Source organism: Pseudidiomarina marina, assembly GCF_003987045.1.
Taxonomy (GTDB): Bacteria; Pseudomonadota; Gammaproteobacteria; order Enterobacterales; family Alteromonadaceae; genus Pseudidiomarina; species Pseudidiomarina marina.
In genome coordinates this window covers 839,238-854,051 of record NZ_PIPZ01000001.1, presented here as the reverse complement: position 1 = coordinate 854,051, position 14,814 = coordinate 839,238, and the positions used below count along the sequence as shown (strand labels likewise).

The following is a 14,814-nucleotide window of genomic DNA, read 5'->3' as shown; positions in this document are numbered from 1 at the left end:
GATGATGCACAAAAAACTCACAACATTAATTAGTGCGAGTGTATTGTGTACTGTGATGGCAGCTGCTCCTGCGCCTGCCGCTTCACAAGAAATCAATTACAACTTGCCATCAGCTGAACAAGTCGAAGCTGCGAAGCAAAGCCGCCGTAATCAAACGGTAAGTGAACGCGTCGGTCGTCGTTTGATGACTGCATTGGATTTATACACTGAAGAAGAAGACACAAAGGGTGCTATCGCCATCTTGGTCGAAATCGATCCAAGCAGCGAATTTGATACCGCTTATGTCAACCGCTTTTTGGGTAATCTCTATGCAGCCGATGGCCAAGAGCGTAAAGCTTATGAGTTAGTGAAGCGTGCAGCAGATGCTGATGTGTTAGGTCATGCTGACCAAGCATTAGTATTAAAGCTGACTGCCGACCTAGCGTTACAGCTGGAAGAATATCGTAATGCGTTAACGTATTACGGTAAGTGGCTCCAGTTTACGGGTGAAGCTGATCCAGATGTGTTTTTGCGAATTGCTAACGCGTATTACGAGTTGAAGCAATTTGATAAAATTGTTCGTCCAGCTGATTTAGCGATTGAAGCGTTTGAATCAGAAGGCGAAGTAAACAAAAACCCATATGTATTGAAAGTTGCAGCCTTCTACGAAACAGAGCAGTACAAAGAAGCGATTAAAGTACTTGAAGTCGGTTTGAATAAACTGCCTACCGAAAAGGTATGGTGGAGTCAGTTAGGCATGCTTTATATGCTGACTGAGAACATCGACAAAGCGTTACAAACGTTAGAGATTGCGTATTTAGCGGGCTACATGGATAAAGAAAGCCAAATTAAGGCAATGATCCAGTTGTACGCGAACTCGCAAATTCCATACAAAGCAGCGACTCTTATGGTTAAGCATCTTGATGCTGGCGATATTGAGAAAACTGCGCGTAACTATCAAAGTGCGGCAAGTAGCTTTGAACAAGCTCGTGAATATGTTCGTGCAGCTGAAATGTACGGTCTGTCGGCGAATTTGCAAGAATCTCAATCTGAAAAAGCTGAGTTCTTCCGTCGCCAAGGCAACGCGTACCTTCGTGGTGAAGAGTACATGAAAGCGGCTGACGCTTACATGAAAGCTTTAGACCAAGGTATTGCTGAGCCAGGTCGCGTATATATGTCATTAACAGAAGCATATTTCTATGAAAATAACTTCCGTGAGGCATTAAAATACGTACAAGAAGCCAAAAAGCATCGCGATCAGCGTCGCAATGCGACGAGCTGGGAACAGTATATTCGTCAAAAAGCTTCAAACCGTGGCGTTTCACTGTAAGCTGAATACAGTACACTGTTAAAAATAAAGTAAAACCCCGCTGTCTAGCGGGGTTCTTTGTTTGTTCTGAACTATTGTTATAGAATATATTTCGAATTAAAAAAAGTGCTAGTCTATTGATCTAGAACAACACAAGAGGAACTACCAATGAAAGCGATGAAAAAGTCAGTTTCGGTAGCCGTAGGTGCATTATTAGTCGGTGCAGCCGGTGTAACAGCGTCAGCAAATCCATTTGGTTTTACCGAGTTACCAGGTGGCTATCAGCAAGAGCAACAACAGCAACAGCAACAAGAAATGCGTTGTGGTGGTAAGAAAGATGCCAAGAAAGCCAAAGAAGGGAAGTGTGGCGAAGGTAAATGTGGTGAAGGTAAGTGTGGTGGTGATAAAGCCAAAGAACACGCCGAAAAACACAAAGAAGGTAAATGTGGCGAAGGGAAGTGCGGCGAAGGCAAATGCGGTGGCGATAAAGCCATGGAAAAAATGGACGACAAAGCCAAAGAACGCATGAATGAAAAAGCCAAAGAAGGCAAATGTGGTGAAGGTAAATGCGGCGAAGGGAAGTGCGGCGCCTAGTTGGATTAGGATTACGACGGGAGTTCTTGTCTGACGTTTTGCAGAAGAATCCCGTCGTTGATTTTTGGGAGATAGCTCCAGAAAACTGGATTGAACGTGGCTATGAAGCGACGTACCAGCTTGATCTGCTACGTGAAAGATATCCTCTATTTTGTCATGGCCTTTCGTTATCGATTGGTAGCCCTGACCCACTCGATGAAGCTTTTATTTTAAAGGTTAAAGATTTTCTAGAGCGCTTTAACATTGAGCGATATAGCGAACATTTAAGCTATTGTTCGGCGGGTGGCCATCTTTATGATCTTTTACCTATCCCTTTTAGCGAAGAAGCTGCAGAATATGTGGCACAGCGAGTTAAGCGCGTGCAGGAGCTAATTGAGAGACCGCTCATATTAGAAAATGTATCATATTACTTGCCTGCTGCGACTGAACTGAGCGAACTTGAGTTTATAAATCAGGTTTTAACAACATCAAATTGTGAGTTGCTACTTGATGTGAATAATGTATTCGTCAATAGCGTCAATCACGGTTACGATCCTGTCGCCTTTATCAAAGGCCTCCCCTCAGAGAAAGTTAATTATGGCCATATTGCAGGTCATTTCGAAGAAGCCGAAGACCTATTAATTGATACGCATGGCGCTCCGATTCGGCCGGAAGTCTTTGATTTGCTGGAAGTAAGCTACCAGCATCATGGCCCGTTCCCAGTGCTACTTGAGCGAGATTTTAATATTCCACCGTTGGCTGAGTTGCTTGATGAAATGCAGGCCGTGAAAAAAGTAACCCAACAAACAGAATTTGTATGAGTGAGTTTCGACGGATTCAGGAGCAATGGTCACGATGGTTACGTGATCCTTTTCAGGCAGAACCACCACAAGGTGAGGCTCGCCGATTGAAAGTATATCAACGCTTGGTTCATAACAATATTGAGAGTTTTATAACTCGCGGCTTTCCAGTTTTATTTAGTACGTTTACAAATGAACAAGAGCGAGAGATTCTTCAATCTTTTATCGCTCAACATCATTCTAAATCACCATTATTTTCCGAAATCGGTGCAGAATTCACCGAATTTTTGGCAATTTATGAAGCCTCGTGGTTACCAGAATGGAGTTACCAACTTGCTTTGTACGAGCGTATGGAACTTGAAGTATATCACTATGATTCAGCATGTTTTCAGCCGCCCCTACACGTCGCATTAGACGCATCAGGTTGGCAAGTTAATCCGTCGTTACAGTGGCATGCATTCGACTACCCAGTACATACTATTCAACCTGATGTTACACCAAATGAACCGCTCAATCAGCCATGCTACTTAGCCGTTTATCGGGTTGATCAGATGCAGAACGGAAATTTGGAATCTAACGTCAAATTTCTGCAACTCAATGCGGTTACAATGTTGTTTGTGGATTACTTATTGCAGTGTTCTTCGAGCACCTTGGCGGAAGCCGCTGACTATTTATCGAGTCAGCTGCCACAGTTTACAAAGGAACAACTATATCAAGGCTTACTCGCAACGGTTCCTGAACTCTATCAAAGAGCCATGTTGTTCCCAAGCAGCAATTAAAGTATGATCCGCACCGCAAATTTTAGTCAGTGAGGATGTATTTTATGGCGCATAATGAAAACTTCCGAGATGAATCGGGCGTAAAAATGGGCTGGCTTGCAGTAATTGTATTTCTTGCAGTACCAGTGTTACCGGCGGTTTTGTCCTGGTATAAGTTCTTTTCAGCGTAAGCTGTTAACTTAAATAGGCATATTATGTCACTTCAATTATTGCTGGTTGAGGATAAACCAGCGACACGGGAGCAATTGCTACAGATTATTGAGCAAAGCCCGTTTACGGTAAGCTGTGCCAATGATGGCCTCGACGGCTTAAACCGTTCTAAAAGTCAGCATTTTGATGTGGTGTTGGTGGATCACAAGATGCCATTAATGGACGGCTTGGCGCTCATAAAAAATCTGCGTCAGTCGAAACACTACCAACAGACGCCAATTATTTTGATGACCACACAAGACGCTGCGCAAGTTCAACCGCTGGCAGACAAAGCCGGTGCTAACTTGTGCTTGCCAAAACCTGTCGAAGCGCAACGCTTATTGGGGTTACTCAATGATCTTGCTGCGACAACAGGTAATCCGCAACAAACAACTGCCTGAGATAATCAATGCAGATAGAAAGCTATATTCGAGCCATTCCGGACTACCCCAAGCCCGGCATATTATTTCGTGATATCACACCGTTACTTGCTGATGGTGAGGCATTTCGACATACCATTAATGTTCTTGCAGATCGTTATCGTGAACTAGGCGTTACCAAAATTGTTGGCATTGAAGCACGTGGTTTTATTTTTGCTACGGCGTTAGCGTACGCGATGGGGATTGGCTTTGTGCCGTTGCGCAAGCCGGGCAAGTTACCACGCAAAACCGTGTCACAAACTTATGCGCTTGAATACGGTGAAGACAAATTAGAGCTTCACGCAGACGACATTACCGCCGCTGATAAGGTGGTTGTGGTTGATGATTTACTGGCTACTGGCGGCACTATTTTAGCCGCGGTAGAAATGCTTAAAAAGCAGCAAGCGACCATTGTAGAATGCGCGTTTATAATCACGCTTGCAGATTTACCAGGTGCTCAGCGGTTACAACAAGCCAAGATTCCATACTATACCCTGTGCTCATTTTAAGGTAAGTTAGCTACTTATCTGAAGCGACAGATTGAGAAGATATTGGCCATGAGCTATCAAGTTCTCGCACGTAAGTGGCGACCCCGAAATTTTGGCGAAGTAGTTGGGCAACAACATGTGTTGAAGCCGCTATTCAATGCCTTACAAACAGGTCGATTGCATCATGCCTGGTTACTCACCGGTACTCGAGGTGTTGGTAAAACAACTATTGCTCGAATACTTGCAAAAAGCCTCAATTGCGAGCAAGGAATCACCGCGGAACCGTGCGGTCAATGCAGTGCCTGCACGGCTATCGATCAGGGACGCTTTGTTGATCTTCTAGAAATCGATGCCGCTTCACGAACCAAAGTTGAAGATACGCGCGAATTACTCGATAACGTGCAGTACGCACCAACGCAAGGTCGCTTTAAGGTCTATCTGATAGACGAAGTGCACATGTTATCGCGCCACAGCTTCAATGCCTTGTTAAAAACGCTTGAAGAGCCGCCTGAGCACGTTAAATTTTTATTAGCGACAACTGACCCGCAAAAACTGCCTATTACGGTGCTATCGCGCTGTTTGCAGTTCAATTTGAAAGCGTTGTCGCGCGATGAAATTGCCAACCACTTAATGCAGGTACTCAAATCCGAGAATATCGCTTTTGAGGAGCCGGCAATACAGGCGTTGGCGCGTGCAGCGCAAGGCAGTATGCGTGATGCTTTAAGTTTAACGGACCAAGCCATAGCGCAAGGCGACCATGCGGTAAGCATGCATGGCGTGCAACAAATGCTTGGCAGTGTTCCGAGTTTCCAATTAATTACCCTGATGCAAAATGTGTTGAGCGGTGATGCGGAAACAATGCTTAGTACGCTAGAGCAAGTTGCGGGACAAGTACCTGACCTCAGTGGATTATTGCCAGAGCTGCAAAACCTTATTCACCAGATGGCATTGTACAAAGCGGTGCCAGAAACCGCCCATGCCACCGGTTTAGAGCCAGCTGGGCAGCATTTAGCACAGCAGTTACCAGCTGAGTTATTACAGGTGTTCTACGACATATTGGTTCAAGGTCGTCGTGATTTGAATTATGCGAGTGATGTTCGTAGTGGTGTCGAAATGACGTTGCTGCGCTTAATGGCATTTCGGCCAGAATATCTTGAGGTAGTAGAAACGCCGGCAGAGATGGTCACCAAGGTAAAGCCGGTCACGGCAACAGCACCGCCGCCATCGGCCTTGACTGATGATATGCCAGCAGAGCCGGTGCATCAGATAGATGCTTCGAATCATCAGGATACGGCAAATTATGATGCGGTTGCTGATGAACCGGAATCAGAAGGGACGCAAGAGCCCACCCCGCAAAGTGATTTACAGGCGCTGTTAGCAACACGTAGCGCATTGGCGCAAAAAAAAAATCGTGAAGTAACACCACCGAGTGACACTGCCAACGAGCCTGCTCAGAAACAATCTGCAGTTGAACAAGCTGACACCAAGTTGAATCAACAGGCTGAGCTTGAATCGCCTCAAGAGCAGCTTCAAGAAGCTGCTCGACCAGCGACTCAACCAGTGGAAAACAAGCCTGTTGAGATGCCTGAGATTGATGCGCAAATCACCGATAGCACGCAACGGGCCGCAGAAATTGATCGCTGGTCGGCGATGATCGATGCGCTTGATTTGCATGGTTTAACGCGGCAGTTGGCGCGTAACAGCGTGTTGCAAAAAGAGCACGATCAATACGTTTTAATGGTGAGAAAAAACTGGGCCTACCTGTTGAATGATGGGGCCGTCGTCACCATTAAAGAAGCAATGGCGACACAATTTGATATGACGTTGCGTGATATATTGGTAGGCGATAGCGAGGCAGCGACGCCGGTTGAAATTCAGCAGCGCATTAATGCGCATCGATTGAGTGTAGCGCAGCAAACATTAGCGTCGGACTCAATTGCTCAGCAACTCGAAACTGAATTTGGAGCCCAGCTACAAGCTGATTCCGTCAAACCAGATTAATGATAGAAAACAGAGGTATTTATGTTTAAAGGTGGTGGTTTAGGCAACATGATGAAGCAGGCGCAGCAAATGCAGGAGCGTATGCAAAAGGCGCAGGCTGAAATCGCAAACCTTGAAGTAACGGGCGAAGCCGGTGCTGGTATGGTTAAAGTGACGATGTTAGGTAACCATAATGTTCGTCGCGTAAGCATTGACCCAAGCTTGTTTGAAGATGATGACAGCGAGATGATTGAAGATCTTGTTGCTGCGGCAATTAATGACGCGGTGCGTCGCGTTGAGCAAACCAGCAAAGAAAAAATGGCCGAAGTCACTGGCGGTATGAACTTACCACCAGGCTTTAAAATGCCTTTCTAAATACGGGTGAAGCATGCGTCTTAGTCCGGCAATACAAGAGCTCGTGCAAGCGTTACGGTTATTACCAGGTGTTGGCCCGAAGAGTGCGCAGCGCATGACGTTTCACTTGTTAGAGCGGCAGCGAGAGGGTGCCTTACGCTTAGCGCAGGCATTAACGGAAGCCGTTGAGAAAGTGGGGCATTGTAGTCAATGCCGCACGCTTACCGAAGAACAGATGTGTGCTATTTGCGCCAATACCAAGCGTCGTGAAAGCGGTTTGCTGTGTATTGTCGAGACACCTGCGGACGTTTTAGCTATAGAGCAGACCGGTCAGTATCAAGGCTGTTATTTTGTGCTTATGGGGCATTTGTCACCGTTGGATGGCATTGGCCCCGAAGATATCGGCTTGGATGTATTAGCAAAACGTTTGCAACAAGAAGCAATTGAAGAAATTATTTTAGCGACCAATCCAACGGTTGAAGGCGAGGCCACTGCCCACTTTATCGCCGATTTAGCGCGTTCTCGGAATATTCGAACTTCGCGCATTGCACATGGTGTGCCAGTAGGGGGCGAACTTGAATATGTTGATCAAGCGACATTGGGGCATGCCTTTAGTGGTCGTAAGGTTATCGATCACAACTAACGTTAATAAATTACTGAAAATGGCGCTTGAAAAGCGAAGCGCCATCCCCATCTTTCACCTATACCCATCTAATCATTGTTGATTAATCGAAAGATAGTGTAGGAGAAATCACTATGGCGGAGACCCGTCAAGCAGAAACCCACGGTTTTCAAACCGAAGTGAAGCAATTGCTTCATTTAATGATTCATTCCCTTTATTCAAATAAAGAAATCTTTCTGCGCGAGCTCGTATCGAATGCATCGGATGCTGCCGATAAGCTACGTTTTAAAGCGTTAAGCGATAGTAGCTTACTCGCTGATGATGCTGAGTTGTTCGTACGTGTTAGTGCTGACAAAGATGCCGGTACCATTACCATCAGTGATAACGGTATTGGTATGACGCGCGATGAAGTGATGACGAACTTAGGTACTATCGCAAAATCGGGTACCGCCGACTTCTTTAGCCAATTGTCTGGTGATCAAGCAAAAGATAGTCGTTTAATTGGTCAGTTTGGCGTTGGCTTCTATTCAGCATTTATTGTTGCTGATAGTGTAACCGTTCGTACCCGTGCCGCAGGCTCTGATACCGCCGTTGAGTGGTTCTCGCGTGGTGAAGGCGAATATGAGCTACGTGATATCGAAAAAGCAAAACGCGGTACCGATATTATCTTGCATTTGCGCGACGATGCGCATGAGTATCTCGATGAGTGGCGCCTGAAGAGTATCATTACAAAATACTCTGACCATTTAAGCATTCCTGTGCAAATGCCGAAACGTGATGACGACGACAAACAAGATGGCTGGGAAGCGGTTAACTCCGGTCAAGCGCTGTGGACTCGTGAAAAATCGGAAATATCGGATGACGAGTACAAGGAATTCTACAAAACCATAGCCCACGATTTTGATGAACCTTTGTTGTGGAGCCACAATAAGGTTGAAGGTACTTCAGAATATACAAGTCTACTTTACATTCCGAAACGCGCCCCGTGGGATTTATGGAACCGTGAAAACCAGCATGGTATTAAGTTGTATGTAAAACGCGTATTCATTATGGATGACGCCAAGCAATTAATGCCTACGTATCTGCGCTTTGTACGCGGTCTGATGGATTCATCTGATCTGCCATTGAACGTTTCGCGTGAAATTTTGCAGGACAACAAAATTACTCGCTCAATGCGCAATGGTAGTACTAAGAAAATCTTAAGTATGCTGAGCAAGCTCGCTAAAGATGACGCAGAGAAGTACCAAGAGTTTTGGAACACTTTTGGCGCGGTATTGAAAGAAGGACCAGCGGAAGATCATGGCAATCAAGAAACTATTGCAAGCTTGCTGCGTTTTGCCTCAACACATGAGGATACCAGTGAAGCCAAAGTGAGTTTGGATGCCTATATAGAACGCATGCCGGAAAAGCAGGAGAAGATTTACTACATTGTGGCCGATAGCTATGAAGCAGCGCGTGATAACCCAGCGTTAGAGATTTTCCGCAAAAAGGGCATTGAAGTATTGCTGTTATCAGAGCGCATCGATGAGTGGTTGATGAGCCATTTGACTGAGTACAAGGAAAAATCATTCCAGTCAGTAACTCGTGGTGATCTTGATCTTGGCGAACTTGATGATGCCGAAACGAAGAAGCAACACGAAGCTTCTGAAAAAGCCTTTAAGAAACAATTGAAGCGCTTTGAGAAAGCTTTAGGCGAAAATGTAAAATCGGTACGTGTAACGCATCGTTTGACTGACTCGCCGGCATGTATCGTTACGGATGATAATGATATGAGTACGCAAATGGCGAAGTTAATGGAAGCGGCCGGTCAAAAAGTACCAGAAACCAAGTATATTTTTGAAATTAACCCGGAACATACCTTGGTTCAGCGTATTGTCGCTTTGGATGATGACAGTCGCTTCAGCGAGTGGGCTCACGTATTGCTTGATCAAGCAACACTTGCCGAGCGGGGAAGCTTGAAAGATCCGGCTAAATTTGTTGCTCGCATGAACAAGTTGATGCTCGATTTAACGCAAGCATAAGCAAGTAAGCGGCAAAGTTGCGGAAAATTCCAGCAAATAGCTTTAGGATGAGCATTGTCCGACGAAAGTCGGCAATGCTCGGACTTGTAAAGCCTGTTGGTGCAAGGTAAAGTTCGACCTTAACTTATCCGCATCAAACAAATTAAGTAAAAGAGGTTGTTCATGCGCATTATCCTGTTGGGCGCGCCAGGCGCAGGGAAAGGTACACAAGCGCAGTTCTTAATGAAAACTTTTGGGATTCCGCAAATCTCAACGGGTGATATGTTACGAGCTGCAATTAAGGATGGTACCGACTTAGGTAAACAAGCCAAAGCGGTTATGGATGCCGGCAAATTAGTATCTGACGACATTATGATTGGCTTGGTCAAAGAGCGCGTGGCACAGCCTGATTGTCAAAATGGCTTTTTACTTGATGGTTTCCCGCGGACAATTCCTCAAGCAGACGGCATGCACGCTGCAGGTATCGACGTTGACGTGGTACTTGAATTTGATGTGCCGGATGAAGTGATTGTTGAACGTATGGCTGGTCGCCGTGTGCATCCGGGCTCAGGTCGCGTGTATCATGTGACTTACAATCCACCGAAAGTGGAAGGTAAGGATGATGAAACGGGTGATGATCTCGTGATTCGCGATGACGACAAAGAAGAAACCGTGCGTAAGCGCTTAGCAATTTATCATGAACAAACCGAGCCTTTAGTTGCATATTATCGTAAACTAGCTGAACAAGGTCAGGTTCAATTCCACAAAATTGATGGAACGGGTGACGTTGAAGACATTAGTAACGAGCTCGGTCGCTTGTTGAAATAAGCTTCGCGTAAATCTCAGAATTCCCAAAGCCCACCTTGTGTGGGCTTTTTTGTATAAAATAACTGTTTGTTCAACATTATTGGTTCATAAAAAGGATAACAATCATGGACATGACGTTAACGATTAGCATGTTGTATGCAGGCTTATTGACGCTGCTTTATGTTGCACTTTCGGTAAATGTTATTCGGTTGCGTTGGCGCGACCGTGTAGGAATTGGCACCGGTGACTCACAAGATTTGAAAGTAGCAGTACGCATTCATAGTAACTTTGCTGAGTATGTTCCATTGTCATTAATTCTGTTGATCTTGATGGAGTTGCAAGGTGCTTCAGCAATGCTTCTGCATGCACTAGGCGCTGCACTTTTTGTGGCACGGGTATGCCACGCTTTAGGGCTTACCATGTCGGTTGGACCTTCTTGGGCGCGCACAGTGGGAGTACTCGGAACCTTTGGTGTATTGCTGTTGCAAGCAGGTTTTGTCATCGGCGTATTCATTGGTGGCTCGTTATGACCTCATTACCTGGCGTGCATCGCTTCGGGGTAGCGGGAAAGCAACCGTTACTTTTATTGCACAGCTCGCAAAGTAATAGTGGCCAATGGCGTGGATTGATCGCGCAGTTGGAAGCCCAGTTTGATATTTTGGCCGTTGATTTATTAGGTTATGGTAAAGCGCCAGCCGCTGAGGATATCGAGCCCGAGGCATTTCGGTTTACCGATGAGCTACCGCGTGTTCTGGAAGCGGTTGCTGCTGCGCAGTGGCAACAACCCATTACCGTTGTCGGTCACTCATACGGTGGCGCGTTGGCATTGAAGATAGCCTTAGAAAAACCGATTTCGGTGCGTGAGTTGGTTGTATTTGAACCGGTGGCGTTTCATGTGCTTGAGGCGAATGAACCGGCGCGTATCGAGATTGAAAAAATAGCCGCGCAAATGTATCAGCATGATGCTGAAGCGGCGACGCGAGCCTTTGTCGACTACTGGAATCAGCCAGGCTATTTTGACGCATTACCCGATCGAATTCGTGCAGGCATGGTGCTGCAGGCAGGTAAAGTTACAAAGGATTTTGCAGCGCTGATGGGTGAACCGCATAAATTATCTGACTATCGTCACGTCGATATGCCGGTGCTGGTATTACAAGGCAAACATACTCAAGAAAGTGCCCGTTGTGTAGCGCATCATTTACTGCAAGTAATGCCAAATGCCAAAGAGAAAACGCTAGATTGCGGTCACATGGGACCAGTAACGCATGCGCAATTGGTGAACCCTGAAATTGTTGCGTTTGTCACGCAAGAGTACGAAGTGGTGGCATGAATCAGTTTGCTTTATTACGTGAGCACCCACAGCTCATTTATTTCGATAGCGCAGCAACCTGTCAGGTTCCTGACGTGGTTATGCACGCGTTTACCGATTACTATCAGCAGCATCACGCGAATGTTCACCGTGCAAGTCATCAACTTGGTCGTGCGGCAACCGATGAATTAGAGGCGGCGCGCGCGACGCTGGCGTCATTCATTGGGGCGAGTGCCGCTAATGTCGCGTTACTACCGTCGACTACCGCGGCACTCAATGGTTTAGCGCAGCAATTACCAGTGAAGTGGCAAGCTGGCGATGAAATTTTACTATCGAACGCCGAACACCACGCCAATATTTTACCGTGGCAACGCCTAGCAAAAGAACATCAGTTAACCCTGCGATATATTCCGATTGATCGGCAAACCGGTGACTTAGGCGACTGGCAAGCGCTACTCAACGAGCGCACGCGGGTGGTCAGTATCACCGCAGCCAGCAATATTACAGGTGCTTTGTTTTCGATTGAGCCGTTATTACAGGCGGCGCAAGCGCAAGGGGCTTGGACCATAATTGACGCCGCTCAAGCCGCCGCGCATAAGCCTATTCAAACCGCGGAACTTCATTGCGATGCGCTCGTTTTCAGTACGCACAAAGTGTATAGCGTGAATGGCTGTGCCGTGGTGTATTTGAGTGGTGCGCTGCGCGATAGCATGGCGCCGTTTCATGTTGGTGGCGGCATTGTACAGCGCGTCACGCCAACGGAAGCTGAATTTATTGATGGTATTCATAAATTTGAAGCCGGTAGCCCGAATACCGCGGCTGCGGTGGCTGCAGCGGCGGCGGTAACATGGCTTCAACAGCAAAAAGATGTCGCTCATTTAGCGCAGTTACGTCAACAACTGGTGCGTGAATTACACCAGCGCCCGTGGCTTACCGTATTGCCGAGTGGAGCTCAGGCAACACCCACCGTGGCCTTTTACAGCAACGTATTTCAAGCCTTTGATATTGCGGCCTGGCTCGACCAACATCAGATTGCCGTGCGCGCTGGGCATCACTGTGCACAATTATTATTGCAACAATGGCAGTTACCAGCGGTCGTCAGAATCTCTTTAGGAGCGTATAATACCGCTTCGCAATTAACCCGTTTACTCGAAACCTTGGACGCTGGCTGGGCCTTGTTCGGCTCAGACTAGGAGTAAAGAAGTGCAACAACCCAATCATTGGTGGACTGAGTCAATTAAATTAGCTCGGCTCACTGGCCCCATTTTGATCGCTCAACTAACGCAAATGTTGATGAGCGTTGTTGATACGTTGATGGCGGGCCGTGTCAGTGCCACTGATCTTGCGGCTGTTTCCGTCGGCGGCAGTATTTGGGTGCCGTCCACGTTAATTATCATGGGTTTGGCGTTAGCATTGGCGCCAATCATTTCCCATTTTGATGGAGCTGGGAAACACCACAAAGTCGCAAATATGGTGCAACAGGGTATTTACTCCGCACTGATTGGCGGCGTGTTGTGCTTTGCCGTCATTCAGGCTGCGCCGCTTATTCTTAACGCAATGTCGGTCGAAGATGAATTTCGCCGGGTGACGCTCGATTACGTATTTTATGTCAGCTTCGGCATTCCTGCGCTAGTGCTTTATATGGTACTGCGCAACTTTTGCGAAGGCTTATCACACACCGTTCCGTCGTTAGTCATCGGTGTGCTTGGCCTGTTGGTCAACATTCCAGTCAACTATATCTTTATTTATGGTGAATTTGGCATGCCAGCCCTTGGTGGTGCCGGCTGTGGTTTGGCGACGGCGATTGTGTTGTGGGTGATGGCGTTTGGGATGTTGGTTTATGTGTCGGTGGTTGAGCGTTTCAAGAAATTACAGATATTTAAGACATTCCATGCGCCGAACTGGGATGATATTTGGTATATCGTGCGCATTGGTTTTCCGATTGCAACGTCGATGTTTTTTGAAGTGAGTTTATTTGCCGCTGCCGCGTTGGTTATCGCTCCGCTTGGCGCCACGGTGGTCGCCAGTCATCAAATTGCTCTCAATATTTCATCATTAGTTTATATGGTGCCGTTAAGTTTATCGATGGCGGTGACGTTGCGGGTTGGTTTTGCGTTGGGAGCAGGGAACCCAGCGAACGCGATGTTAAGCCATAAGTTAGCCACGGTTTATGGCATGACATTTGCCGCCGTAAACGGATTAATTATGTATCTTGCAGGGGCGTGGTTAGCCAGCTTATACACCGATGACCAGGCAGTGATTCAGCTCTCGGCGACACTTATGGGATTGGCGGCAATTTTTACTCTATCTGACACCTTCCAGGCGATTGCGATGGGCACGTTGCGTGGCTACAAAGATACCAAAGTGGTGATGTTTATTACGTTTGTATCCTATTGGCCGTTTGGTTTGAGCCTAGGTATTATCTTGTCGCTGACTGACTGGATTGTGCCACCAATGGGTGCCGCTGGTATGTGGATAGGCTTTATTGTGGGCTTAAGTTGCGCAGCCGTACTGTTAAGCTGGCGACTGCTGGTTGTCAGTCGCCGTTATAAACTGGCTCATGCAGCGCGTTTTACCGAAGAATCAGCGGCTCACGACTGATGCCGCTGATGTAACACGTCCAACACATCGTTTATGGATAAATCGCGGGCCGCTAATGTCACCAGTAGGTGATAGAGCAAGTCTGCGCTTTCATTGAGGAGTTCTTTGGTATCGCCAGCCGCTGCGGCTAACGCAACTTCAACACCTTCCTCACCAACTTTTTGAGCCGCTCGTTTAACACCTTCGGCAAATAACGAAGCCGTATAGCTACTATCAACCGGCGCGCCCCGGCGAGATTCGATGGTATCCATTAAGCGTTGCAGCATCGGCTGTGATTGCGCATCGGTAAAGCAGCTTCGAGTGCCCAAATGACAGGTAGGGCCCGCCGGTTTAACCAGTATCAATAGGCTATCCTGATCGCAGTCGGTGTGAACGCTAACGAGTTCGAGCGTATTGCCAGAGCTTTCGCCTTTCGTCCACAATCGTTGTTTGCTGCGACTATAGAATGTCACTTTGTTGCTAGCTAAGGTTCGCTGCAGTGCCTCACTGTTCATATAGCCTTGCATTAGTACTTCGCCGCTTAAGGCATGTTGCACAATAGCAGGCAGTAGGTTGTCACCTTTGGCAAAATCGACCATGTCGATATTCGTTTGATTAATTCGCAT

The 14,814-nt window shown here is 46.8% G+C and carries 17 protein-coding genes; 16 read left to right on the top strand and 1 reads right to left on the bottom strand.

The genetic code is table 11. The features are described from left to right. Position 1: 1 nt before the first annotated feature. The 16 genes from CWI76_RS04160 to CWI76_RS04090 all read left to right on the top strand — a co-directional run bounded on the left by CWI76_RS04160 (position 2) and on the right by CWI76_RS04090 (position 14,209). A complete protein-coding gene (locus CWI76_RS04160; protein ID WP_241967945.1) occupies positions 2 to 1,309 on the top strand; it encodes a tetratricopeptide repeat protein in 1,308 nt (435 codons plus the stop codon). A gap of 147 nt (positions 1,310 to 1,456) precedes the next feature. Continuing rightward, positions 1,457 to 1,882 (top strand): HvfA family oxazolone/thioamide-modified RiPP metallophore, encoded by a 426-nt coding sequence (locus CWI76_RS04155; RefSeq protein ID WP_126759083.1) that lies wholly within the window; start codon positions 1,457 to 1,459, stop codon positions 1,880 to 1,882. Next, positions 1,855 to 2,682 (top strand): HvfB family MNIO-type RiPP peptide maturase, encoded by an 828-nt coding sequence (locus CWI76_RS04150; protein WP_126759082.1) that lies wholly within the window; start codon positions 1,855 to 1,857, stop codon positions 2,680 to 2,682. The genes CWI76_RS04155 and CWI76_RS04150 overlap by 28 nt, the downstream gene beginning before the upstream one ends. After that, positions 2,679 to 3,440 (top strand): HvfC family RiPP maturation protein, encoded by a 762-nt coding sequence (locus tag CWI76_RS04145; RefSeq protein ID WP_126759081.1) that lies wholly within the window; start codon positions 2,679 to 2,681, stop codon positions 3,438 to 3,440. Before CWI76_RS04150 ends, CWI76_RS04145 begins: the two co-directional genes overlap by 4 nt. 44 nt (positions 3,441 to 3,484) lie before the next feature. Then, positions 3,485 to 3,610, top strand: a complete 126-nt coding sequence (locus CWI76_RS11735) for a hypothetical protein (protein ID WP_276567247.1) — start codon at positions 3,485 to 3,487, stop codon at positions 3,608 to 3,610. 24 nt (positions 3,611 to 3,634) lie between these two features. After that, complete coding sequence (locus CWI76_RS04140; RefSeq protein ID WP_126759080.1) at positions 3,635 to 4,030, top strand: response regulator; 396 nt, start codon at positions 3,635 to 3,637, stop codon at positions 4,028 to 4,030. 8 nt (positions 4,031 to 4,038) lie between these two features. Further along, positions 4,039 to 4,557: an adenine phosphoribosyltransferase gene (apt, locus tag CWI76_RS04135; protein ID WP_126759079.1), complete on the top strand. Its 519-nt coding sequence runs from the start codon at positions 4,039 to 4,041 to the stop codon at positions 4,555 to 4,557. A gap of 48 nt (positions 4,558 to 4,605) precedes the next feature. Continuing rightward, positions 4,606 to 6,537: a DNA polymerase III subunit gamma/tau gene (gene dnaX / locus CWI76_RS04130; RefSeq protein ID WP_126759078.1), complete on the top strand. Its 1,932-nt coding sequence runs from the start codon at positions 4,606 to 4,608 to the stop codon at positions 6,535 to 6,537. Positions 6,538 to 6,558: 21 nt separating this feature from the next. Further along, positions 6,559 to 6,891 carry a YbaB/EbfC family nucleoid-associated protein gene (locus CWI76_RS04125; protein ID WP_092855538.1) on the top strand — a complete coding sequence of 111 codons (333 nt, stop codon included), beginning with the start codon at positions 6,559 to 6,561 and terminating at the stop codon, positions 6,889 to 6,891. Between the two features lie 13 nt (positions 6,892 to 6,904). Next, positions 6,905 to 7,513 carry a recombination mediator RecR gene (gene recR / locus CWI76_RS04120; protein WP_126759077.1) on the top strand — a complete coding sequence of 203 codons (609 nt, stop codon included), beginning with the start codon at positions 6,905 to 6,907 and terminating at the stop codon, positions 7,511 to 7,513. 113 nt (positions 7,514 to 7,626) lie between these two features. Beyond that, a complete protein-coding gene (gene htpG / locus CWI76_RS04115; protein ID WP_126759076.1) occupies positions 7,627 to 9,513 on the top strand; it encodes a molecular chaperone HtpG in 1,887 nt (628 codons plus the stop codon). A gap of 162 nt (positions 9,514 to 9,675) precedes the next feature. After that, positions 9,676 to 10,320: an adenylate kinase gene (gene adk, locus CWI76_RS04110; protein WP_126759075.1), complete on the top strand. Its 645-nt coding sequence runs from the start codon at positions 9,676 to 9,678 to the stop codon at positions 10,318 to 10,320. Between the two features lie 104 nt (positions 10,321 to 10,424). Beyond that, complete coding sequence (locus CWI76_RS04105) at positions 10,425 to 10,829, top strand: MAPEG family protein (RefSeq protein ID WP_126759074.1); 405 nt, start codon at positions 10,425 to 10,427, stop codon at positions 10,827 to 10,829. Then, on the top strand, positions 10,826 to 11,629 hold the full coding sequence (locus tag CWI76_RS04100; protein WP_126759073.1) for an alpha/beta fold hydrolase: 804 nt from the start codon (positions 10,826 to 10,828) through the stop codon (positions 11,627 to 11,629). The genes CWI76_RS04105 and CWI76_RS04100 overlap by 4 nt, the downstream gene beginning before the upstream one ends. Next, positions 11,626 to 12,801 carry an aminotransferase class V-fold PLP-dependent enzyme gene (locus CWI76_RS04095; RefSeq protein ID WP_126759072.1) on the top strand — a complete coding sequence of 392 codons (1,176 nt, stop codon included), beginning with the start codon at positions 11,626 to 11,628 and terminating at the stop codon, positions 12,799 to 12,801. Before CWI76_RS04100 ends, CWI76_RS04095 begins: the two co-directional genes overlap by 4 nt. Positions 12,802 to 12,811: 10 nt before the next feature. Further along, the gene (locus tag CWI76_RS04090; protein WP_241967944.1) at positions 12,812 to 14,209 is read left to right on the top strand and encodes an MATE family efflux transporter; all 1,398 of its coding nucleotides are present in this window, start codon (positions 12,812 to 12,814) and stop codon (positions 14,207 to 14,209) included. Here CWI76_RS04090 and hisIE read toward each other — a convergent pair. After that, complete coding sequence (gene hisIE, locus CWI76_RS04085) at positions 14,200 to 14,814, bottom strand: bifunctional phosphoribosyl-AMP cyclohydrolase/phosphoribosyl-ATP diphosphatase HisIE (RefSeq protein ID WP_126759071.1); 615 nt, start codon at positions 14,812 to 14,814, stop codon at positions 14,200 to 14,202. The genes CWI76_RS04090 and hisIE overlap by 10 nt on opposite strands.